The sequence below is a fragment of the Massilia cellulosiltytica genome (genome assembly GCF_047325105.1).
In the GTDB taxonomy this organism is placed as follows: Bacteria; Pseudomonadota; Gammaproteobacteria; order Burkholderiales; family Burkholderiaceae_D; genus Telluria; species Telluria orientalis.
In genome coordinates this window covers 3,735,357-3,757,127 of record NZ_CP168562.1, presented here as the reverse complement: position 1 = coordinate 3,757,127, position 21,771 = coordinate 3,735,357, and the positions used below count along the sequence as shown (strand labels likewise).

Annotated in this window: 24 protein-coding genes; 7 read left to right on the top strand and 17 right to left on the bottom strand. The window is 68.4% G+C overall.

The genetic code is table 11. From position 1 onward, the window contains the following. Nucleotides 1-414 (top strand): hypothetical protein, encoded by a 414-nt coding sequence (locus ACEN9H_RS16365; protein WP_371762486.1) that lies wholly within the window; start codon nucleotides 1-3, stop codon nucleotides 412-414. Here ACEN9H_RS16365 and ACEN9H_RS16360 read toward each other — a convergent pair. The 8 genes from ACEN9H_RS16360 to ACEN9H_RS16325 form a co-directional block, all read right to left on the bottom strand. Then, a complete protein-coding gene (locus tag ACEN9H_RS16360) occupies nucleotides 411-821 on the bottom strand; it encodes a hypothetical protein (RefSeq protein WP_056131699.1) in 411 nt (136 codons plus the stop codon). The two genes, ACEN9H_RS16365 and ACEN9H_RS16360, sit on opposite strands and share 4 nt — an antisense overlap. A gap of 181 nt (nucleotides 822-1,002) precedes the next feature. Next, a complete protein-coding gene (locus ACEN9H_RS16355; RefSeq protein WP_056131704.1) occupies nucleotides 1,003-1,350 on the bottom strand; it encodes a hypothetical protein in 348 nt (115 codons plus the stop codon). Beyond that, the gene (locus tag ACEN9H_RS16350) at nucleotides 1,347-1,802 is read right to left on the bottom strand and encodes an N-acetyltransferase family protein (RefSeq protein ID WP_413671254.1); all 456 of its coding nucleotides are present in this window, start codon (nucleotides 1,800-1,802) and stop codon (nucleotides 1,347-1,349) included. Before ACEN9H_RS16350 ends, ACEN9H_RS16355 begins: the two co-directional genes overlap by 4 nt. Continuing rightward, nucleotides 1,786-2,361, bottom strand: coding sequence for a hypothetical protein (locus ACEN9H_RS16345; protein ID WP_413671253.1), 576 nt, complete (start codon nucleotides 2,359-2,361; stop codon nucleotides 1,786-1,788). Before ACEN9H_RS16345 ends, ACEN9H_RS16350 begins: the two co-directional genes overlap by 17 nt. A gap of 4 nt (nucleotides 2,362-2,365) precedes the next feature. After that, nucleotides 2,366-3,169, bottom strand: coding sequence for a lipid II flippase Amj family protein (locus ACEN9H_RS16340; protein ID WP_413671252.1), 804 nt, complete (start codon nucleotides 3,167-3,169; stop codon nucleotides 2,366-2,368). 123 nt (nucleotides 3,170-3,292) lie between these two features. Then, nucleotides 3,293-3,913 (bottom strand): ATP-binding cassette domain-containing protein, encoded by a 621-nt coding sequence (locus ACEN9H_RS16335; protein WP_413671251.1) that lies wholly within the window; start codon nucleotides 3,911-3,913, stop codon nucleotides 3,293-3,295. An 8-nt stretch (nucleotides 3,914-3,921) separates the two neighbouring features. Then, a complete protein-coding gene (locus ACEN9H_RS16330; protein WP_413671250.1) occupies nucleotides 3,922-4,641 on the bottom strand; it encodes a hypothetical protein in 720 nt (239 codons plus the stop codon). 6 nt (nucleotides 4,642-4,647) lie between these two features. Then, nucleotides 4,648-5,058 (bottom strand): hypothetical protein, encoded by a 411-nt coding sequence (locus ACEN9H_RS16325; protein WP_413671249.1) that lies wholly within the window; start codon nucleotides 5,056-5,058, stop codon nucleotides 4,648-4,650. 177 nt (nucleotides 5,059-5,235) lie between these two features. Here ACEN9H_RS16325 and ACEN9H_RS16320 point away from each other — a divergent pair, with 177 nt between their 5' ends. Continuing rightward, on the top strand, nucleotides 5,236-6,375 hold the full coding sequence (locus tag ACEN9H_RS16320) for a glycerate kinase (protein ID WP_413671248.1): 1,140 nt from the start codon (nucleotides 5,236-5,238) through the stop codon (nucleotides 6,373-6,375). 49 nt (nucleotides 6,376-6,424) lie between these two features. After that, nucleotides 6,425-7,591 carry an aminotransferase class V-fold PLP-dependent enzyme gene (locus ACEN9H_RS16315; RefSeq protein WP_413671247.1) on the top strand — a complete coding sequence of 389 codons (1,167 nt, stop codon included), beginning with the start codon at nucleotides 6,425-6,427 and terminating at the stop codon, nucleotides 7,589-7,591. Here ACEN9H_RS16315 and ACEN9H_RS16310 read toward each other — a convergent pair. The 5 genes from ACEN9H_RS16310 to ACEN9H_RS16290 form a co-directional block, all read right to left on the bottom strand. Then, the gene (locus tag ACEN9H_RS16310; RefSeq protein ID WP_413671246.1) at nucleotides 7,570-8,292 is read right to left on the bottom strand and encodes an ABC transporter ATP-binding protein; all 723 of its coding nucleotides are present in this window, start codon (nucleotides 8,290-8,292) and stop codon (nucleotides 7,570-7,572) included. The two genes, ACEN9H_RS16315 and ACEN9H_RS16310, sit on opposite strands and share 22 nt — an antisense overlap. Before the next feature lie 9 nt (nucleotides 8,293-8,301). Continuing rightward, nucleotides 8,302-10,248, bottom strand: coding sequence for an ABC transporter permease subunit (locus ACEN9H_RS16305; protein ID WP_413671245.1), 1,947 nt, complete (start codon nucleotides 10,246-10,248; stop codon nucleotides 8,302-8,304). Further along, nucleotides 10,245-11,135, bottom strand: a complete 891-nt coding sequence (locus ACEN9H_RS16300) for a branched-chain amino acid ABC transporter permease (RefSeq protein WP_056131728.1) — start codon at nucleotides 11,133-11,135, stop codon at nucleotides 10,245-10,247. The genes ACEN9H_RS16305 and ACEN9H_RS16300 overlap by 4 nt, the downstream gene beginning before the upstream one ends. 164 nt (nucleotides 11,136-11,299) lie before the next feature. Then, on the bottom strand, nucleotides 11,300-12,457 hold the full coding sequence (locus ACEN9H_RS16295) for an ABC transporter substrate-binding protein (protein WP_413671244.1): 1,158 nt from the start codon (nucleotides 12,455-12,457) through the stop codon (nucleotides 11,300-11,302). Between the two features lie 224 nt (nucleotides 12,458-12,681). Beyond that, nucleotides 12,682-13,089, bottom strand: coding sequence for a hypothetical protein (locus tag ACEN9H_RS16290; RefSeq protein WP_056131734.1), 408 nt, complete (start codon nucleotides 13,087-13,089; stop codon nucleotides 12,682-12,684). A 180-nt stretch (nucleotides 13,090-13,269) separates the two neighbouring features. Between ACEN9H_RS16290 and ACEN9H_RS16285 the strand changes: the two genes are divergently transcribed. The 4 genes from ACEN9H_RS16285 to ACEN9H_RS16270 are packed head-to-tail and all read left to right on the top strand — an operon-like array spanning nucleotide 13,270 to nucleotide 16,692. After that, nucleotides 13,270-14,163, top strand: coding sequence for an EamA family transporter (locus tag ACEN9H_RS16285; RefSeq protein ID WP_413671243.1), 894 nt, complete (start codon nucleotides 13,270-13,272; stop codon nucleotides 14,161-14,163). Further along, complete coding sequence (locus tag ACEN9H_RS16280; protein WP_413671242.1) at nucleotides 14,160-14,675, top strand: N-acetyltransferase family protein; 516 nt, start codon at nucleotides 14,160-14,162, stop codon at nucleotides 14,673-14,675. Before ACEN9H_RS16285 ends, ACEN9H_RS16280 begins: the two co-directional genes overlap by 4 nt. Nucleotides 14,676-14,707: 32 nt before the next feature. Beyond that, the gene (locus ACEN9H_RS16275) at nucleotides 14,708-15,691 is read left to right on the top strand and encodes an aldo/keto reductase (RefSeq protein ID WP_056131747.1); all 984 of its coding nucleotides are present in this window, start codon (nucleotides 14,708-14,710) and stop codon (nucleotides 15,689-15,691) included. Continuing rightward, nucleotides 15,691-16,692 carry a ThuA domain-containing protein gene (locus ACEN9H_RS16270; protein ID WP_413671241.1) on the top strand — a complete coding sequence of 334 codons (1,002 nt, stop codon included), beginning with the start codon at nucleotides 15,691-15,693 and terminating at the stop codon, nucleotides 16,690-16,692. The genes ACEN9H_RS16275 and ACEN9H_RS16270 overlap by 1 nt, the downstream gene beginning before the upstream one ends. Here ACEN9H_RS16270 and ACEN9H_RS16265 read toward each other — a convergent pair. The 4 genes from ACEN9H_RS16265 to ACEN9H_RS16250 all read right to left on the bottom strand — a co-directional run bounded on the left by ACEN9H_RS16265 (nucleotide 16,649) and on the right by ACEN9H_RS16250 (nucleotide 21,732). Next, nucleotides 16,649-19,150: a TonB-dependent receptor plug domain-containing protein gene (locus tag ACEN9H_RS16265; RefSeq protein WP_413671240.1), complete on the bottom strand. Its 2,502-nt coding sequence runs from the start codon at nucleotides 19,148-19,150 to the stop codon at nucleotides 16,649-16,651. The genes ACEN9H_RS16270 and ACEN9H_RS16265 overlap by 44 nt on opposite strands. Nucleotides 19,151-19,480: 330 nt before the next feature. Continuing rightward, complete coding sequence (locus tag ACEN9H_RS16260) at nucleotides 19,481-19,870, bottom strand: hypothetical protein (RefSeq protein WP_413671239.1); 390 nt, start codon at nucleotides 19,868-19,870, stop codon at nucleotides 19,481-19,483. A gap of 178 nt (nucleotides 19,871-20,048) precedes the next feature. Further along, a complete protein-coding gene (locus ACEN9H_RS16255; protein WP_413671238.1) occupies nucleotides 20,049-20,468 on the bottom strand; it encodes a hypothetical protein in 420 nt (139 codons plus the stop codon). Nucleotides 20,469-20,499: 31 nt separating this feature from the next. Continuing rightward, on the bottom strand, nucleotides 20,500-21,732 hold the full coding sequence (locus ACEN9H_RS16250; protein WP_413671237.1) for an SGNH/GDSL hydrolase family protein: 1,233 nt from the start codon (nucleotides 21,730-21,732) through the stop codon (nucleotides 20,500-20,502). Between the last annotated feature and the right edge of the window lie 39 nt (nucleotides 21,733-21,771).

The window sequence follows — 21,771 nt, the reverse complement described above, 5'->3', positions numbered from 1 at the left end:
ATGTTGCAACAAGTATCGATACCCATCCGCACCGAATGTCCCCCCGGCGCCTGCGTCTGCGAGCGCGAGATCCTGCTCGCCGATCCGGACGCGGACCTGCGCCCGCTGCGCCTCACCCGCACGGAAGAGCAAAAACTGCTCGAGCGCATCGACGCCGTCGCCAGCTACGACGACCTGAAACGCCTGCAGGACCGCATCCGCGCCAACCTCGGCGTCGAACTGAAGATCGCGCCCGGTCCGAACGAGGTGCGCACCTTGCGCGGCATCCTCATCGTGCTGGAAGACCGGCCGGGCCTGTGCAAGAAGGTGCGCCAGTCCGTGCCCGCGGCCGTGCGCAGGGTGCTGGAACGCCATCCCGGGATCACGTACGCGATCCTCGATGCGCACGATCTGTTCGGGGCGGGCGGCGGCTAGCGCTGCGCGATCGACACCGAGGTGAGCACGACCTCGGCCATGCCGACGCCCGGCACGTAGCGCAGCGTCATGTCGTTCTCGTCGTTGCCGCGGCTGAATTCCATGGTCACATTACCGTCGCCGGACACGAACTTCCGGGGCGATATGGCAAGGAGTCGCAGCGGCCTGTTCCGGTCGATGAGGACGTCAACGTGGCGCATGTCGGGACGCACGTCGACGGACCAGCCGTTCGACATCTCGTACGTGCCCGCGATCTGCCGGGCTTGCTCGTTGCGCAGGCGGTAGGGCCCGTCCATGGGTTTGACCTGGACGACGGCGACGGGGTCGTCCGGCGCCAGGGTTTGCGCCTGCGTGCCGGACGCGGACACGAGCAGGACGGGGATGAGCATCAGGTACAGGGGACGCATGATCGTTCCTTCACGAAGTACATGGAGACTTCGGTCAGGCATCGCGTCGCAACGGCACGATGTCGGCCGCCGGTGTGGTCATCCCAGTCTAGGGCGGCGCACGCCAACCGCAAGGCGGCCAGCGCGTGTATCACGAAACAATCTGATTTTGCCGGGGACCAGACCGGCGCGGCATGACGCGTTACTCGTCGAAATCCTCGGCCAGGTTCTTCCACCCCTTGCTTTTCGCGAACGGCGCGAATTCCTCGGGCGCCTCGAGCACGATGAGACGGCTCTCCTGCAGGCCCGGATCGCTGTGGCCGAAGTCCGGCCCCTTGTACCCGACGGCGCGCAGCCGGTCGATAATGGCGCGCACGAGGACGGAGTCCTTGTAGGCGCCGGGGTCGAGACGGTCCTTGAATTTCACGTACACGTCGATGATCCCGTAGCCCTCGTCGAAAATGCGGATCGACTTGACGTCGAGGTTACGGCCATTGGCGTCCCTGGCCTGGAATGGGCCGGACAGTTCAATATCGGAATCGGTAGTCATGGCGCCAAGGATACCACCGGGCGCGCCAACGTGTACGCGATCTCGGTGGCGCCGATGGGCGCGCGGCGCCAGCCTTGGGCCGCATAGAAGCGGTCGGCGCGGGTGCCGGCGCCGGTCGTCAGCCGGATCTGCGCGTGGCCTTGCGCGAACAGCCAGGTCGCCGCCCGCTCGAGCAATGCCTTGCCGAGTCCCCGTCCTTCCTGGCCCGGCTGGATGAAGAGCGCCCAGATCGACGCGTTCACGTTGTCGGCGTAGCTGAACCCCACGATGCCGCCATCGGCTTCGGCTACCCAGCCGCGGCCCGACCGTTCCAGATAATCCTCGTACATCGCGACCGTGATCCGTGTGGGGTCGCGCAAGGCGTTCTCGGTGACGGCCAGCCGGATGCGCGACATGGCGGGGATGTCGGCGTGGGTTGCGCGGCGCAACAGCAAATCAGCGGCGTGTGACATCGGATCTGAAGTGTGAAAGGACTCGGGTGCCCGGATAGTCGGCCCGATCGGGAAATACCCGGCGATGATAGCAGTTCCAGTAGCTCGTCACGCGCCGCGCCAGGGTTGCGAGCCAGGCCGGGTTGGCGCGTGCGAACGGCGCGAGAGTCGACGCGTCGCGCGTCACGATCCAGCGCGCGACGTCCTCGACGATCTCGATCACGTACTCGCCGGACAACTGCACGATGTAGGGCATGAGCCACGCTTCGTCGCTGTCGAGAATCTGCGCGAGGCATGCCTGCCGCACGTGACCGTCGACATGCCGCGTTCCCAGGCAGGCGACGATGCGCCGCTCGGCGCCCTGCGCATCGTCCAACGCGCGCCGCAGGCGGGCAGGGTCGTAGTAGAGCCGATAGGGAATGTGCATTGTTGCGCCATCCACGTTGACGTCGAAGGTGCCGTGCGGGGGCGCGAGCTCGTCCTGCGCGACGACGGCAATGGCCGCGCGCACGGAAGGGCGCAGCGCGGATGGGAAGCCGAGCGATTCGTCGGGCCTGGCCTGGCGCGGGCGGGTCAGCATGGCGTCATATGACGCGGGCCACGGACGCGATCAGCAGCGACGCCGGTACCAGCAACGCCTGCGCGGCGACGGTGCCCGCCAGTCGGCTGCCGACCAGCCAGACGATGGCTTTCCTGAACTGGCTTTCCGTGACGTTGCCTTCGACGACATCGTCCGTCATCCCCGACATGTGCGGGTCGATGAACACGGCCATCATGATGGTCGCGCCGCCGTTGATGATCGAGGAGAGCTTGCTGGAGGTGACGCGGACCGACGGGTCGAGCACGCCGGCATACAGGGCCGCGAACACGCCGACGGTCCAGAGCGCGGTGGCGCCGACGTTCAGCAGCGTGATCCGGCCCGACACGCCATGTCCCGACCGGAATCCGGTCATGTTGCGTGCGGCGGGCATGCGGGCGACGTCCCGGACGTACGACAGGCCTCCCTTGAAGAAACCGTGGAGGATCAGCTTCGGGATCGAGCGATGTGCCTGGAAATGCAGGACCGCACGGCAGAATACACGCTGGAACGTCGGAATCAGCAGGGCGCCCGCCACCGTCGCAAGACTTGCGGATACGAGCAGCCAGCGAAAATCGGCGAACAGCGCGCCGCTGGCGAGCGCGTCGAGATGGGTCTCGACGCGCTTCGCCAGGAACGGGCCCAGGAACGAATTCGACGTCCGCGACACGAGCATGAGAATGCCGAACAGGGCCAGCGACACGGCGATCCGCCCGGTCCGTACGCCGGCGATCCGTACCGAATACGCCAGGGTCCCGATCAGGTGGATCACGAACGTCAGGAAGCAGATGAAGAAAAGTTGCGTGTCCATGTCGGCCAGCCGGTTCATTGCACGACATACACCGCGTCCTGCTGCCGGCCATGCGCCGGCGGCGACGCCGGCGCGGCGGCCACCGCGACGAGTGAAGCAGGCTGTGTCATCGCACCTCCCCGATTAACGGTCTGTGAGTGTTTCGAATTCTATCTCTGCCGCGCCGATCGCATCCGCGAATGCCTTGTCGTGCGTGGACATGAAGACGACTGACGTGTCCCGTTGCGCCGCCAGCAGGTCGGCGAGTACGGCGCGCGCGTCCGCATCGAGGCCGTTCGACGGTTCGTCGAGCAGCAGCACGGCGGGTTCGCCGATCCACGCCGCCGCCAGCATCAGCTTCTTTTGCGTGCCCAGCGACATGGCGCCGCAGCGCGTGTCGAGATGGCGCGCGAGGCCGAAGCGTTCGACGATCCGGGTGACCTTGTCCGGGATCGCGCAGCCTTTGGCCCAGGCCACGAACGCCAGCAGTTCGCGGCCCGTCACGAACGGGTACACGGGGCACTCGTCCGGCGCGTAGGCCAGGCGGGCTTTCGCGGCGGCCGGTTGCGCGCGCAGGGAGTGGCCGTCGATGACGATGTCGCCGCCGTCGGCCTCGTCGACGCCGGCCAGCACCCGCAGCAAGGTCGATTTGCCGATACCGTTCGGCCCCCGTAATGCGTAGGCGCCCGCCGCGAAGCGTCCGGTCCGCCGCTGCAGGACGGGCCGGGATCCATATGATTTGCTCACGTCGTCGAAGCGCAGCATGGTGTCTCCTAAAGCAGGCAGGCGAACGTGCCTGCCGTCCAGCAGCCCGCCGCGATGGTCGTCAGGACGACGGCATGTCGGTCGCTGATCAGTTGGGGCGTGCGCAGTGCGCACAGCAGGGCCGCGTTCGAGGCCAGCGCCGCCAGCGCGTGCGCCGGCGCGGCGCCGATGGCCCACGCGCAAGCCGTCAGCGCAGCCAGGAACGGCAGGGCCGCCGCCAGCACGGCCGCCAGGTCGTACCGGCGCCACCAGGCGGCGGCCAGCGGCAGCGCACCCAGGTAGCCCATGCTGGCGCGATGCGCGCGATGCAGGCCGCGAAACAGGCCGCTGAACGCCAGGGCAATGGCGCCCTCGGCCAGCAGCACGGTGGGAAAGCTGCGGGCATCCCGCTCGAACAGCATCACGAGGCCGACGGCCGCCGCCGCGATGGCCGCGGCGGTCAGGCATGTTGCGAGCAGTTCGCCGCGGCGCTCGCGCAACAGAACGGCGAGCGACATCTGCAGCGCGGCGCCACGGCGTCCGCCCGGTGCGGGCGGGCTGGCGCGGCGCGCGTGCGGGCGTGGTATGCGGCGTGGTGCGCGGGGCCGCGGTTGCATGACCAGGGCACATGCCGCCGCCGCGCCCACGAGCAGGTTCGCGGCAAGGTCGAGCCGCGTGCCGAACGCCGCCCCCGCCAACACCGCGCCGGCGGCCACGCCGGGCCACGCGCCGGCACGCCGTTCCAGCACGGCCTGTTACGCGACCAGGGCCAGCAGCGCGACGTCGGCCAGCAGCACGGCGTGGGCGGCCGGTGCGCCGCGGCCGGCCGTCAGCCCCAGCGCGCAGGCGGTGACGACCAGCAGCGGCGAATCGGCCAGCAGCAGCACGGCCAGGTCGGCACGGTGGCGCTGGCGCGGGGTGAAAGGCAGCGATCCGGCGAATGCCATGAACGGACCGCCCGCGACCTGGTCGCGCTGCATGGCGACCCAGGCGGCCGCGAGCAGCAGCAAGGCGAGCAGATAGCCCGTGCGCCAGATCGCGCCGTGGCCGGGTGCGAGCAGGGTCAGCAGGGGGCGCGCGTAGGTGTCGAGGTTGCCGAAGGCGGACGCGTTGGCCGACGCCAGCACGCCGGTGGCGAGCAGGATGGCCTGCCAGCGGCGCAGCAACAGGCGTGCGGTGCTGATGGCATACCAGCGCAGGCGCAGGCGGACGAGCGGTGAGCGGATGGCGTTCTCCTGGGTCGGGTCGCAGGATTATGAACGACTTTTTGTCGATAAAGCAATATATTCCCGCTGAAGTCAGGGCTCGTATATCCTTGCGGGCATCGAGATCAAGGACAACCCATGAAGATCGTCATCGCCCCCGATTCGTTCAAGGAAAGCCTGACGGCGCTGCAGGTGGCCGACGCCATCGAGGCCGGCATGCGCGAGGTCTGGCCCGACGCGACCTACGTGAAGGTCCCCGTGGCCGACGGCGGCGAGGGCACGGTACAGGCCATGATCGACGCGACGGGCGGCCGGCGCGTGGACGTGCGCGTGACCGGCCCGCTGGGCCAGGCGGTGGACGCGTTCTACGGCGAGGCCGGCGGCATCGCCGTGATCGAGATGGCGGCGGCCAGCGGCCTGGAAGGGGTGCCGCCCGACCTGCGCGATCCGCGCACGGCCACGAGCCGCGGCACGGGTGAACTGATCCGAGCGGCGCTCGATGCCGGCGCGCGCAGGTTCGTGCTGGGCGTGGGCGGCAGCGCGACCAACGACGGCGGCGCCGGCATGCTGCAGGCGCTGGGCGTGCGCCTGCTCGATGCGGACGGCAAGGACCTCGGCCCGGGCGGCGCGGAACTGGCGCGCCTCGACCGCATCGACGTTTCAAGGCTCGACCCGCGCGTGCGCGACGCCGAATTCCGGATCGCGTGCGACGTCGACAACCCGCTCGTCGGCCCGCGCGGGGCATCCGCCGTGTTCGGCCCGCAGAAGGGCGCGACGCCGGCGATGGTCGCCCAGCTCGACGCCGCGCTCGCGCATTATGCGGAGGTCATCCGGCGCGATCTTCACGAGGACATCGCGCAAACCCCTGGCGCGGGTGCGGGCGGTGGCATCGCGGCCGCGATGATGGTGTTCCTGAAAGGGCAGCTCAAGCCTGGCGTCGAGATCGTGCTTGATGCCGTGGGGCTCGATGCGGCCGTGCGCGACGCGGACCTCGTCGTGACGGGAGAAGGCCGCATCGACGGCCAGACCGTGCACGGCAAGACGCCGATGGGCGTGGCGAACGTCGCGCGCCGCCACGGCAAGCCCGTCGTCGCCATTGGCGGCAGCCTCGCGGTCGATGCGGATGCCGTGCACGCGCACGGCATCGAGGTCGTGGTCGCGGCGGTCGCGCGGCCGTGTTCCGTCGCCGAGGCGCTGGCCGCGGGCGTAGACAACCTGCGCCGCGCGGCGCGCAATCTCGCGGCGGCGCTGGCGCTGGGGGGGCGCCTGCAGCCTTGACCGGGGCGGGCTATGATGGCGGTTGCACAACGCCCGACAGGAGCCCGTCTTGACCGCCATCCTTCCCGACGACGAATCGTTCTGGTCCACCGTCCGCGCGCAATACACGCGCTCGCCCGACTTCATCAACCTGGAGAACGGCTACTTCGGCATGCCGGCCGATCCCGTGCGCGCGGCGCTCAAGCGTTACCAGGACGAGGTCGACGTCGAGAACGCGTTCTTCCTGCGCAAGCGCTGGCCCGCGCGCCTCGCGCACGTGAAGGCGCTGCTCGCCGGCTTCACCGGCGTAGCGCCCGATGAGCTCCTGATCACCCGCAGCGCCGTCGAGTCGTTGAACATCGTGTTCCAGGGTTATCCGTTCGAACCCGGCGACGCGATCCTGATGGCGCGCCACGACTACGACTTCAGCCACGACATCGTTCGCATGGTCGCGGCGCGCAAGGGCCTGGCCGTCATCGAGGTGGACGTGCCCCACGACCTGGAAGACGAGGACGCGATCGCGGCGCTGTACGCGGACGCGATCACGCCGCGCACCCGCGTGCTGCTGATCACGCACATCGTGCACCGTACCGGCCGCATCATGCCGGTGGCGCGCCTGGCCGCGCTGGCGCGCGAGCGTGGCGTCGATCCCATCGTCGATGGAGCCCACGCACTCGCGCAACTGGACTACCGGATCCCGCAACTGGGCACGTCCTTCGCGGCGTTCAACCTGCACAAATGGGTCGGCGCGCCGCTGGGCACGGGCCTGCTGTACATCGCACGCGAACGCATCGCCGACATCGCGCCGCTGTACGGCGACGTGACGTTCGGCCGCACCGACATCGACAAGCTGGGCGCGTTCGGCACCGTGCCGCCGGCGCCGATCATGGCCATCGAGGACGCGCTGGCGTTCCACGCGGCGATCGGCGCGCGCAACAAGGAAGCGCGCCTGCGCTGGCTCGCGCGGCGCTGGATGGACCAGGTCCGCGACCTGCCCGGCGTGCAGATCTACACGCCGCGCGATCCGGCCCTGCACTGCGCGTTGGGCGCGTTCGGCATCGGCGGCGTGCCGGCCGCGGAGGTCGCGCGGGGGCTGATGGATGAACACCGCATCTTCACCGTCACCCGCACATTCGGCGGCACCGAGATCGTGCGCGTGACGCCGCACCTGTACAACGGGCCCGAGGACCTCGATGCGCTGGCGGATGCGATCCGTCAGTGGGCGCCGCCCAGGTAGGCCGCGACCACCTTCGGATCGTTCTTCAGGTTCGCGGCGGGGCCGTGCACGGCGATGCTGCCGTTCTCCAGCACATAGCCGTAATCGGCCACGTTCAGCGCGGCCTGGGCGAACTGCTCGACGAGCAGCATGGTGACGCCTTCCGTCTTCAGCCGCGCGATGATGCGGAAGACTTCGTCGACGAGGATGGGCGCGAGGCCCATCGACGGTTCGTCCAGCAGCACGACGTCCGGATTCAGCATGACGGCGCGCGCCATCGCCAGCATCTGCTGCTCGCCGCCGGACAGGGTGCCGGCCAGCTGCGTGCGGCGTTCCTTCAGGCGCGGGAACAGTTCCAGTGCCCGCTCCAGGTCGTGCGGCACGTCGCCCTTCGGCCGCGAGCGGGTGAAGCGCGGGAAGGCGCCCAGCAGCAGGTTGTCCGTGACGGTCATCGTCGCGAACACGCGCCGCCCCTCCGGCGAATGGGCGAGGCCCGCGCGCGCGATGCGATGCGAATCCATGCCGGTGATGTCGCGGCCGGCGAGCATTACCTTGCCGCCGCGCGGCTTGATCATGCCGGAGATGGCGCGCATGGTCGTCGTCTTGCCGGCCCCGTTGGAACCGATCAGCGTGACGAGTTTGCCTTTCGGGACTTCCAGCGAGATCCCGTGCAGCACTTCGACCTTGCCATAGGCCGCGTGCAGGTTGTCGATGGTGAGCATGCGGTCTCCTCAGACGGCGGCGGAGGCGGCGGGTTCGCCGGCGCCGCCCAGGTAGGCTTCGATCACGCGCGGGTCGGACTGCACGCGCGCCGGCGTGCCTTCGGCGATCTTCTGGCCGAAATCCAGCACGGTGACGGTGTCCGAGATCGACATCACGACGTCCATGTGGTGTTCGATGAGGACGATGGTGATGCCGTGGTCGCGGATCTTGCGGATGATGGCCATCAGCTCGCGGATGTCCGGCGCCGTCAGGCCCGCGGCCGGTTCGTCCAGCAGCAGCAGGCGCGGGTCGAGCGCCAGCGCGCGGCCGATCTCCAGCAGGCGCTGCTTGCCGTAGGGGAGGTTGCGCGCTTCTTCGTCGGCGAGGTCGGCGAGGCCGACGAAACTCAGGATCGCGGCCGCCCGCGCGCGCGCGGCCAGTTCCTCGCGCAAGCGGCGCGGCGTGTGCAGCATGGCGTCGAACACGTTCGAGCGGAAGCTGTGGTGCAGGCCGACGAGGATGTTTTCCGTCGCCGTCATCTCGCCGAACAGCTGCACGTTCTGGAACGTCCGCGCGATGCCGCCGAGCGCGATCTGCGCGGGCGTGCGGCCCGTAATGCCGCTGCCCGCGAAGACGACCCGGCCGGCTGTCGGTTTATAAATGCCGGTGAGGACGTTCATCATCGTGCTCTTGCCCGACCCGTTCGGCCCGATCAGGCCGTGCACGGTGCCGCGCGCGACGGCCAGGTCCACCTGGTTCAGCGCCTTCAGGCCGCCGAACTGCATCAGCACCTGCTCGACTTTCAGCAGATCGCCGCCGGTGGCTTCCGCCTGCGGCACGCCGGCGAACGGATCGCCGCCGTGGTCCGCCAGCGCGCGCGCATGCGTGCGGCCGCGCCCGAGCAGGTCGCGCAGGAAGCCCACGATGCCCTCCTGCAGGTAGTAGACGACGAACAGCGTCATGAGCCCGAAGATCGTCAGGCGCCAGTCGACCATGCTTTCCAGCTTGTAGGAGACCACGGCCAGCGCCAGCGTCGCCACGACGGGGATGGCGACGCGGCGCGCGGTCGTCTTGCGGCGCGCCAGCAGCAGCCCCGCGCCGACGACGGCGAGGAGCGCGGCGCCGACGGCGATGCGGCGGAACAGGTCGATGTCGGACAGGAGGCTCGGCAGCATCACGACGATCACGGCGCCGATCAGCGCGCCGCTGCGGGTCTTGCGGCCGCCCATGATCACCGCGAGCAGGAACAGGATCGTCAGCTCGAAGTTGTACGTGTTGGGCGAGATGTATTGTTCGGAATAGGCATACAGGCTGCCGGCCAGGCCCGCGAAGCCGGCGCTGATCACGAACGCATAGACTTTATAACGGTACACGGAGACGCCCATGCAGTCCGACGCGATGGGACTGTCGCGCAGCGCCTCGAACGCGCGGCCGATATGCGATTTCAGAAGCCGGTGCACGAGCAGCAGCGACACGATCATCAGCGCGGCCACGGCATAGTAGTACTCGACTTCCGACAGCTCGTGCCCGGCCACGGTGGGCTTCGTCAGCATGATGCCCATCGGGCCCTCGGTGAGGAAGGTCATCTCGTTGATGAGGATTTGCACGATGGTGCCGAAGGCCAGCGTCACCATCGCGAGATACGGCCCCGTCACCCGCAGGGCGGGCAGGGCGAGGATCGCGCCGAACAGCGCCGCACCGGCGATGCTGGCCGGGAGCGTGAGCCACCACGCGGCGCCGAGTTTCATCACGAGCACGCCGGTCACGTACGAGCCCACGCCGAACAGGCCGGCATGGCCCAGCGACACCTGGCCCGTGTAGCCGACGACGATGTCGAGGCCGAACAGCAGGATCGCGTAGATCAGGATCGTCTCGACGAGGTGGATGTAGTACGGGTTCCCGACCAGCACGGGAAAGGCGGCCAGCAGCGCGATGCCCGCGATCGCGCCGCTCCAGGTCAGCTTGTTCATCGTCATACCTTCTTGATGGCGGCCTTGCCGAACAGGCCGGACGGCTTCACGGCCAGCACGAGCAGCAGCAGGACGAGGCCCGGCACTTCCTTGTAGCCGGTCGACAGGTAGAAGCCGGTCGCGGTCTCCGCGATGCCGAGGATGATGCCGCCGACGATGGCGCCCATGCCCGACGTCAGCCCGCCGATGATCGCGACGGCGAACGCCTTCAGGCCCAGCGACGCGCCCATCGTGGCGCTCGTGAGCGTGAGCGGTGCGACGAGGGCCCCCGCGAAGGCGGCCGTCGCGGACGACAGCGCGTACGAGAACGTGATGACCATGCCGGTGTTGATGCCCATGAGGCCCGCCGCGTCGCGGTCGTTCGCGGTGGCGACGACGGCCTTGCCGTAGATGGACTTGCGGTTGAAGATCTCGACGGCGAACATGATGGCGAGCGCGCCGACGATCACGGCCACCTGCATCGGCTGCACGTTCGCGCCGAGCACGGTGAACGGTTCGGACGACAGTGGCGACGGGAAGGGCAGCACGTCCTTGCCCCAGATGTTCTCGGCCACGTTCTTGAAGATGATGGCGAGGGCGATGGTCGACATGATCCAGCCGAACTCCGACTTGATGCGGATCGCGGGCCGCACGGCAATCCATTCGACGAACACGCCCTGCAGCGCGCCGAACAGGACGACGATGGGAATCATCAACCAGTAGCCGAGATAAGGCCCGCCGTGGATGGTGCCGACGAGCGACAGGCCGACGAGCGCGCCGAGCATCAGCGCCTCGCCCTGGCCGAAGTTGAGGGTGCCGGACGTGGCGAACGTGAGCTGGTAGCCGAACGCGATCACGGCATAGATCATGCCGAGCGCGATGCCGGACACGACGAGTTGGAGCAGGATCTCCATGGTTCCTCCAGGGGCGGCACGTGGATAGAGCTCGTCGTTCCCGCGCAGGCGGGAACCCATGCTGAAGGGCCGAAGCCGGGCCTCGTTCGAACTGCGGGATGTCCGGGATACGGAATCCGGTTCGTCAGTATGGGTTCCCGCTTCCGCGGGAACGACGGATTACGTTACTTGGCCTGTACCACTCGCCCATCCTTCACTTCACCGAACTTGGTGTTCTCGAAGTTGATGGCCTCATGGTCCGTATGCGAGTACGGCTTGTTGTAGGTGGTGACGACGCCTTCGACCGGCGTCTTGAGGTCTTCCAGCGCGGCGGCGATCTTCGGACCCTCGGTGCTGCCGGCCTGCTGGATGGCGGCGGCGAGCAGGTACACGGAATCGTAGCCCTGCGCGGCCGACACGGCCGACGGCATGCGGCCGCCCGGCGGGTTGTAGGCCTTGATGTAGGCGTCGATGAACGCCTTGCGCTTCGGCGTGTCCGGGTTCTGGATGAAAGTCTGCGGCATGCGGGTGCCGTCGCCGTTCTTGCCCGCGTTGTCGATGAAGTTGGCCATCGCGAGCGTCCAGCTGCCGACGATCGGCACTTTCCAGCCCAGCTTCTGCATGCCGTTGGCGATCTGCGCCAGCTCGGGGCCGATGCCGTAGGTGAGGACGACGTCGGCGCCGGCCTGCTTGGCGCGCAGCAGCTGCGCCGTCATGTCGACGTCGCCGATGTTGTATTTCTCGACCACGACCGGCTTCACGCCTTTCTTGTCGAGCACCTTCTCGAGGTCTTCGCGGCCCAGTTGGCCGTAGTTGGTGGAGTCGGCGAGGATCGCCGGCTTCTTGAAGCCGCGGCGCGTGATCGCTTCCTCGACGATCATCGCGGACTGGATGGTGTCGTTCGCGGAGTTGCGGAAGATGAAGTTTTGCGGCTGGTTCGCGAACTGCTTGGTGACGATGGAGCCGGTGGCCACGTTGTTCATCACGGGGATCTTCGCCTGCTGGTAGAAGCGCTGCGAGGCGAGGGCGACGCCCGTGTTGATGTAGCCGACGGTGGCGGCGACGCGCTCCTTGTTGATGAGTTCCTGCGCGACCTGCACGCCGCGTTCGTTCTTCGCTTCGTCGTCGCGTTCGACCAGTTCGATCTTGCGGCCCAGCACACCGCCCTTGGCATTGATCTCAGCGGCGGCGAGACGGACGCCATCGCGCATCGACACGCCCATCGGCGCCGACCCGCCCGTGAACGGACCGGACACGCCGATCTTGACCGGCTCCGACGCCATGCCCGACATCGAAAAACCCAACACTACCCCTGCAACCAATGCCTTTACCTTGAAATTCATTGTCGTCTCCGTAGTCGTATTCTCGTTTTACGCCGGGCACCGCGGACCAGTGCCGGGCCCATCGTGAGCCGATTGTAGAATGGCAATCAGACAACAGCAATCGATTGATGTGACGCGATGCAACATGCGTCATTCATGCAAATGCGTAAGGAAAGCGTCAGGCAGCAGGGGTACCGGCGAAAAAAAAGCTGCGCCGAAGCGCAGCCTTGTCGGTGGAGCGGACGTCAGCGGTGACGCCACCCGCCGCGATGGCCCCAGCCGCCGCGATGGCCGCCGCTCCAGTGGTTCCAACTGAAGCCGAGGCCGATCGAGATCGGCGGATACCACAGCGGGTCGGCATACACCGGGGCCGGCGCGTAGATCGGCGCGGGCGCGTAGACCGGCGGCGCGACGTACACCGGCTGGGTCACGACGGTCGCCGGGGCCGGGGAATAGGTCACGCGGCCGGCGTCGCCCGATGCCGCCGCGGCCGCGCCGGTCCCCGGCGCCACCGGCGTCACGGACACGACCTGCCAGCCGTTGGCGTCGGGTTGCGAATAGGCGCGCGTGCCGTAGTTGGCCGGCGCCGGGTAATACGTGGCGCAACCGGTCAGGGCGGCGGCGCAGGAAACGATAATAGCGAGCTTGATCATGGCGGTTCTCCTCACCTGCCAACTATAAAGAATCCGTTGGCGCGTGCCTGTTGTTTTACAGGCTGTTACAGATGTTCATGATCCGGAAAAAGAGCGTTACCGGGCCAGTCCCATCGTAGCGCCGGCGGAGGGGGGCGGATTGATGATATCGTTGCAGGTTTCGCTACACGCCGCTTTTCGATGTCTTCTTCCACGCGTCCGTCCGTTGTTCCCTACGCAGCCCTGCTGTTGTCCCTCGTCTCCCTGACGACGGGCGCTTCGCTCGCCAAGCACCTGTTCCCCGTCGTCGGCGCGGCCGGCGCCACCGCGATGCGGCTGACCTTCGCCGCCGTGATCCTCGCGATCGTGTTCCGGCCGTGGCGCATCGGCGTGCGGGGTGATGGACGCGCGCTGCTGCAATACGGCCTGTCGCTGGGCGCCATGAACCTGAGCTTTTATTCGGCGCTGGCGTATGTACCGCTGGGGATCGCGATCGCCGTCGAGTTCACGGGGCCGCTCGTCGTGGCCGTGGCGACGTCGCGCCGGCGCCTGGACTTCGCCTGGATCGCGCTCGCGTGCGTGGGTCTCGCCCTCCTGCTGCCGCTGGGCGGCGATGCGCCGGCGGTGGACTGGCGCGGCATCGCGTTCGCGCTCGTCGCGGGCGCCTGCTGGGCCGTGTACATCCTGGCGGGCAAGCGCGCCAGCGCCGCCTACGGCGCGGCCGCGTCGAGCTGGGGCACGGTTCTCGGCGCGCTGATCGCCGCGCCGGTCGGCATCGCGCACGCGGGCGCGGCGCTCTTGGCCCCGTCCGTGCTGCTGCTCGGCTTGGCCGTGGCCGTGCTGTCCAGCGCGATCCCCTATTCGCTCGAGATGGTCGCGCTGCGCCGCCTGCCGGCCAACACGTTCAGCACCCTGCTCAGCGCGGAGCCGGCCATCGGCGCGCTGATGGGCCTCGTGCTGTTGGGGGAGCACCTCGACGTGTCGCAGTGGCTCGCGATCGGGCTCATCGTCGCGTCGTCGATCGGCGCCGCGACCAGCGCGAGCCTGGCCGCGCGCCGCCGTCCCGCCGATGCCGAACCGCCGGTGCCGCTATGACTGAACGGATCCGGCTGCTGCAGGAAGACGACTGGGCCGCGTTCCAGCAATTGCGCGTCCAGGCGACCGTCGAGTCGCCGCTCGCGATCTGGCCCACGCGCGACGAAGAGGCGGGACGCACGCCGGCCGAGGTCCGCGCGCGCATCGCGTCGACGGCATTCCAGGCCGTGTTCGGCGCGTTTGTGGGCGATGAACTCGTCGCGATCGCCGGCCTGCGGCGCGAACCGCTGGCGCAGGTGGCGCACAGGGCGATGCTGTGGGGTGTCTACGTGCATCCGGCGCATCGGCGCGGCGGCCTCGCGCGGCGCCTGCTGGCCGCCACGTGCGCGCATGCGCGGGCGCAGGGCGTGCTGCAGATCCACCTGGCGGTGAATGCCCGGAACCCGCGCGCGCTCGCCCTGTACGAGTCGCTCGGGTTCGTCCCCTATGGCCGCGAGCCGCGCACCTTGCGGGTCGACGGCGTTTTTTACGACGAGATCCTGATGGCGCTGCCGCTGGATCGGGTACAGTAGCGCACCCACACAACGACTAACGAGGGAAGACGATGCAGCGACGACAACTGGGCCCCGACGGCCTGACGATACCGGAAATCGGCCTGGGCTGCTGGCAGCTGGGCGGCGGCTGGAGCAACGACTGGAACGACGACATCGCCCAGCAGACCTTGCAGACGGCGATCGACGCGGGCGTGCGCTTCATCGACACGGCCGACGTCTACGGCGACGGCGCCAGCGAGCGCTCGATCGGCCGCTTCCTCGCCGGCCGCAAGGATGCGGATATCGTCGTGGCGACGAAACTGGGCCGCGCGGGTATTTACCCGGACGGCTACACGCGCGCGTCGCTGCGCGAAGCGACGCAGCGTTCGCTCGAGCGCCTGCGGGTGGACGCGCTGGACCTCACGCAGCTGCATTGCGTGCCGACGGAGGTGATGCGCCAGGGCCACGTGTTCGACTGGTTGCGCGAGCTGCAACAGGAGGGCTTGATCAAGCGCTGGGGCGCCAGCGTGGAGTCGGTCGAGGAAGGCCTCATCTGCCTGGCACAGGACGGCCTGACGTCGCTGCAGGTGATCTTCAACATCTTCCGCCAGAAGCCGGCCGAGGAACTGTTCCCGCGCGCGGCGGACAAGAAGGTCGGCATCATCGTGCGCCTGCCGCTCGCGAGCGGCCTGCTGGGCGGGAAGATCACGCGGGCGACGACGTTCCGCGACGACGACCACCGCAATTTCAACCGCGACGGCGCGATGTTCAACGTGGGCGAGACGTTCGCCGGACTGGAACTGGAGCGCGGCATCGCGGCCACCGAGCAGGTGGCGGCGCTGGTGCCGGCCGGGATGACGATGGCGCAGATGGCGCTGCGCTGGATCCTCGACCACCCGCAGGTGTCGGTGGTGATTCCCGGCGCGAGCCGCCCGGAGCAGGTGCGGGCCAACGTGGACGCGGCGGCAGTGCAGCCGCTGCCGGCGGACCTGCACGAGAAACTCGCGGGTGTGTACCGCGCCCACGTGCGCGACTTCATCCGCGGGCCGTACTGATGATGCGCGCCGGTGCGCTGGCCGCGCTCGTCCTGGCCGCAACGATGGGCGGCGCAGCCGCGCAAACCGGATCGAACGGCACCTGGGCCGGACCGCCCGCCAACGCGGGCCCCATCGCCGTCACGCCCCCGCCGCCGGGCGCGGCGCCGGCGTCCCCGGTGCCGCCCGGCATGCGTTCGCCTTCGCCCAAGCATGTGCTGGTACTGGGCGGGGCGCGCGGCTGGCATCACGATTCGATCCCGGCCGGGATGGCCGCCGTCTACAACTGGGGCCGTGCGACGCATCTGTGGGACACCGAGATGCGCACGGAATTCAGCCTCGTCAACGGACGCGGCGGCCAGCCGATGACGGCCGGCTTCCAGCCCGTGGGCCTGCGCGACTTCGATGCGATCGTCGTCGTCAGCGCGACCGGCGACTGGGGGCTGGACGCTTCCCAGAAGGCCGCGCTGCTCGACTTCGTGCGTGCGGGCGGGGGACTCGTCGCGATCCACGGCGGCGTCGACGCGAACCACGGCTGGAAGGAATACGTGGACATGGTGGGCGGGGCGTTCGTGTCCCATCCCTTCAACAATCACGCGTGGCCGCTGTTCCCGTTCCCGCTGCGGACCGAGAACCGCGACACGCCGATGACGTCGTTCCTGCCGGCGCGCTGGATCCGGCAGGACGAGCTCTACGTCGTGCGGAATTTCTCGCGTGCCGACTCGGAAGTCCTGCTCAGCATGGACGGCGAGCGGCTGGACATGACGCGCATCCCGGAGCAGCTGCCGCCCGACCGCGACATCCCCGTCGCCTGGATCAAGCAGTACGGCAAGGGACGGGTGTTCGCGTCCACGATCGGGCACGCGAAGGAAGCCTTCGACGACCCCGACGTGGCGCGCATGTACACGGAGGCGATCCGCTGGGCGCTGCGCCTGTCTGGAGACGACGCGCGCCCACGTCCCTCGGTGATTCCCGCGCTTACAGCGCCACGTCCAGGCGGGCAGACCAGGAACGGCCGTTGATGCCGAACGGGCAGGTCTCCCAGCAGTAGGTGAAGCCCAGCTGCGGGAACGGCGCCGCCTTGACCGGGTCCCACTTGGTCGGGAACGTGTTGAAGATGTTGTTCGAACCGACGGTCAGGCTGGTCGACTTCGAGAAGTTGTAGCGCACGGTGGCGTCCACGATCCACTTGCCGTCCCAGGTCTGCACGAACGGGGCGGTGAAGCCCTGGCCCTGCACCTCGCCGTACCAGTTGGCGCGTACGTTGCCGTTCCACTGGCCGTGCGTCAGGTCGGCCGCCAGCACGTGGTGCTGGCGCGGCTGGCCGCGTTCGATCAGGGTCACCTGCGAGTCGTCGAACAGCTGGGCGCCCGTCAGCACCGGCGAATCCGAATGGCGGCCCGTCACCGACGTGCGGTTGAAGTCCAGCTGCGCGGACAGCACGAGCGTCGTGGCCGGCCAGCGGGTCGTGTGCTCGGCGACGATGTCCAGGCCCTTCGTTTCGGTATCGATCGCGTTCGTGAAGAACTGCGCCTGGCCGACCTTGAGCGGATCGAGGATGGCCTTGATCGGGCAGGCGGCGGCCGTCGCGCACGCACCCGATTCCGGCGCGATGTTCGACGAGAACACGATGCGGTTGTCGATGTCGATGCGCCACAGGTCGGCGGTCACCGAGAAGTTCGAGGCCGGACGCAGGATGATGCCCACGCTGCCGTTCTTCGACGTTTCTTCCTTCAGGTTCGGAATGCCGAAAGCCTTGGTGACGGCGCTGCCTTCGCGGGCCGTCAGCGTCTCGGTCAGCACGCCGGCGCCGTTCAGGTTCGTCGACACGGAGCTGTAGAACTTCTGCTGCACGCTCGGTGCGCGGAAGCCGGTCGACAAGGTGCCGCGGAAACCCACCTGGCGGCTCGGGTCATAGCGCAGCGACAGCTTGCCGGTCGTCGTGCTGCCGAAGTCCGAGTATTTTTCCCAGCGCGCGGCGGCGCCGACCAGCAGTTGCGGCGTGATGTTGTATTCGGCGTCGGCGTACAGCGCGATGTTGTGGCGTGCATCGTCGACGGCGGTAGCGGGCGTGTAGCCGGGGAAGCCCTGCGTGCCCGACGCGGCGGCGCCGCCCGTCTGGTCCTTGATCACGATGGCCGGATTGTTGGTGCGGCCGTACTGGTACGAGACCGGGTCGCCGGCGTCGATCGCATAACCGTCGCGGCGCCATTCGAAGCCGGTCGCGAAGTTGATCTTCCTGCCCAGGACGTCCAGCGGGCCGCGCAGGTCGGCATTGAACGTCGTCTGCTTGAATTTCAGCTTGCCGGTATCGGCTTCCAGCGGGGACTCCGCATAGATGCCGCCGCCCGGTTTCGGCTCGAACCAGTAGCTGACGTTGATCGTGCTCTTTTCGTGGAAATCCAGCTCGCTGCGGCCGTGGTTGAGCGAGACGTCGACCTTCCAGTCGTTCGCGAGGTCGCGGCGGTAGCCGACGGCCAGCGACGCATCCTTGACGGTGGTGCGGATGTTCGGCAGGAAGCCGTTCGGGTAGACGGCAGGCACGTTGCGGCCGTCGCCCGCGGAGCGGAAGAAGCCGGCCGAATCGCCCGTGCGGTGCGATACGCCGCCGAAGGTATAGAACTCGCCTGCGCTCGACACGGGAACGGCCGAGTTCCACCAGAAGTACTTGTCTTTCGCGAGGCTGTCGCCGATGCGCTGCGTGACGCGCGGCGGGTCGACCCGGAGGGAGTCCACGCCCGCGCGGTTGGTTTCGCCGCGGTGGCGGGCCTCGGCCGTCAGGTTGATGTAGCCGCCGTCGCCGATCGTCCAGCCCTTGTTGACGCTGCCCTGGCGCAGCTCGCCGCCGCCCTCGGTCGTGCCGCCGACGGTGCCGGACAGCTGCGTTTCGTTGGTCTGGTTCTTCAGCACGATGTTGATCACGCCGGCGATCGCGTCGGAACCGTACTGCGCGGCGGCGCCGTCGCGCAGCACCTCGATGCGCTGGATCGCCGACATCGGGATCGCGTTGATGTCCGTACCGGCCGAGCCGCGGCCGATCGTCTGCTGCACGTTGACGAGCGCCTGCTGGTGGCGGCGCTTGCCGTTCACGAGCACGAGCAGCTGGTCGGGGCCCAGCGAGCGCAGGGTGGCGGGGCGGATGATGTCGGTGCCGTCGCTGATGAACGTGGTCGAGAAGTTGAAGGACGGGTCGAGCGTCTGCAACAGCTTGCCCAGTTCCACCGGACCGGCCATCGCCATGTCCTTGGCGCCGATCAGGCCGACCGGCGCGGCCGAGTCCAGCGCCGTGCGCGCGGTCGAGCGCGAGCCCAGCACCACGACGGACGCCATGCCCTTGTCGGCGGGCGGCTGTGCCTGCGGCGCAGTGGCGGGGGGAGGATCGGCGGGGGTCTCTTGGGACCAGGCGGGAGAGAAGGCCAGGAACAGCGAGGAAGCGAGCAAAGTGCGGGTGAAGATGGGTACGGCGCGGAGTTGGGTCATCCTTATTCTCTCGTCGATGGTTGTTGTTGTGAGAACGCCCAACCGCACCGGGTGGATGCCGGCCAGGCGTGACCCAGTGTAACGAGCGCCCAGCCGTATTCACAATCGTCACCTGTCTATACTGTTGTGAAATTGATGCACGACGGGCAATCTTGCTTGTTGTGATAGACGAATTACGGCTATTCTGGGGAGGATGCCAGCATTGTCGGCCACGCTAGGGGCCGTTGGCGAGCATGAAAATTCCGAATATGCATATACGCGGAATGTCACAAAGTTGCTGATTTGTTAGCGAGGGACAGGCCCGGCGGCGCGCCGGGCCAGGGTGGACGGTCAGGCCGATACGTCGATGGTGGAGCCCGGCGCGGCGGTGGGCGAGGTCGTTGCGGACGCGCTGTAGGTCAGCGATGCTGCGCCGCCGGCTTGCGTCCGGTGGCTCCGGTGGTGCTGCGCGCCCTGCGTCCCGCCGCTGGCTTCCTTGCGGTCGTCGCGCAGCTTCGCGAGCGCCTGTTTGGCCGCATCGGCGTCGCCGCTGTCGAGGGCCTTGCCAATGGCGGCGATATCCTGGGCGCGTTGGCTGGTCGCGCCGGACGCATCTGTCGTGCCCTGGCGGTTTTTCTGGAGCGTGTCGAACGCCGCCTTGGCGCTCGTGAGGTCGCCGTTGTTGATGCCGTCGACGAGCGATTTCATCGCGCCGCCGCGGGAGGCGGGCTGTGGGGACACCGAGGTGGTCGAGACTGCGGATACGGTCATGCTGATTCTCCCGTGAGTTGATAGGAGGCGCCGATCGCGTCGTTGCGTCGAGCGCCCAGCCTTATAACGTCACGGGCCGGCAAACCTGATGGGCAAGCGGGGCGGTTTTACCCCGCTTTACATGCATTACGCGCCGTCCATGTAGCGGTCACACGTAGACATTGATCGTGTTGACGATGCCCTGCGCGACGGCGTCTTCGACCGCGACGCTCGTCAGTGCGGGATTCGATTTCAGGATCGTGCCCCAGTCGCCCGGCACGGCGGCCGCAACGGACGTGCTGGACGCTGCGGACGTGTCCACGGATGCGGCGGGATCGGTCGGCGCCGGCGCGGCCGTGTCCGCCTGCGCCATGCCGGCCTGTGCGATCGCGTTCAGCAGGCCCGTCGCGTCATACGTCTGGACGCCGCTGTCGCGGTTGCCGAGTGTCGCGACGATGCTCGCTTGTTCGGACAGGTTCGACAGGGTCACGCGAGTCGTCGGATCCTGCGTCGCCGTCTCGGGTGGTGTCGTCGTCACGGACGTGTTTGGCGTCGAGGTGGTCGTCGATGAGATGGAAGAGATGGCCATGATATTCACCTGAGTTGTTGCCACAAGCAAACTATACACCGAACCAGCCCAACGGTATCGCTTTCGCCATGGCTTCGTAGCCGGGATCGTTCGGATGCAGGTGATCCCCGCCGTCGTAGGCCGGCAGCAGCCGCGTGGGACGGCCCGGATCGCGCAGCACGGCGTCGAAGTCCGCCACGGCATCCCAGGCGCCGGACGTCCGGATCCACGCGTTGGCGCGCTGGCGCACGGCATCGCGCGCCGTCGTGAAATACGCATGGCCTTCGTACGGCGGCAAGGTCGTGCCGATGACCTGCATGCCGCGCGTGCGCGCCCGGGCGATCAGTTGCAGCCAGCCTGCTTGCAGGGATTCCGCGGGGACGGGACTCGACGCAGAGCTATAGAGGATGTCGTTGATGCCGATGAGGACGAACAGCCAGCGCGCGCCGGCCGTGGCGAGCACGTCGCGGTCGAAACGTTCCAGCGCGTCGCGGCCGGACAGCAGCGCCGTCGGATAGTCCGTCAGCAGCGAATTCGCGCTGATGCCCCGGTTGACGACGGCGATGGGCGCTCCGCCGGGCAGGGTCTCGGTGCGCAGGCGGCGCGCCAGGTAGTCGGTCCAGCGGCGGTTGGCGTTGCTCGTGCTGCGCACGCCATCCGTCAGCGAATCGCCCAGGGCCACGATCGCGGACGGCGTGCCGGCGGCACTCGTCACGTCGACTTCGGTCAGGAACGGCCACGAGGCCAGCGTGCGCTGCACGGGCAGGGTGTTCGCGCCCGCGTAATTGCCGGCGACGGACACGTAGTTCGTCTGGAGCGCGAGGTCGTGGATCGACGTCGCCTGCGTGCTGCCTGGCAGCCAGAGGCTGACGGCCAGGTCGGCCAGCGCGGGCACGGCGAAGTCGACGGGGTCGGAGACCAGCGGATCGCCCGGTGCGACGGTGGCGCCGGGCGATCCGCCGAACGTCAGGTCGCGCCCGCTGCCTGCGAGGAGGCTGGCGCCGCTGGAGCGCACGCCGATGTGGGCGGCGCCGATGCGCAAAGGCCCGCTGCCCATTTCATTCGACAGCCGCACGCGCACGCGGTTGCCGGGGATGCTCGTGTGGACGATCAGGCGCAGCGTCTGGTTGCTGAACGTCTGCAGGCTGGCGGACGGCGGCGGACCGGCCGGCGCCGTGCCCCACGTGGCGCACCAGGTGCTGGAGGACTGGGCGCGGACGGCCGGCAGCGTCAGGCAGCCGGCCAGTGCCGGCAAGGCGTGGAGAAATGTGCGGCGTGACGGCATCGCGGGCTCCGTGATCGACGAGCGGACCCCATCAATCTA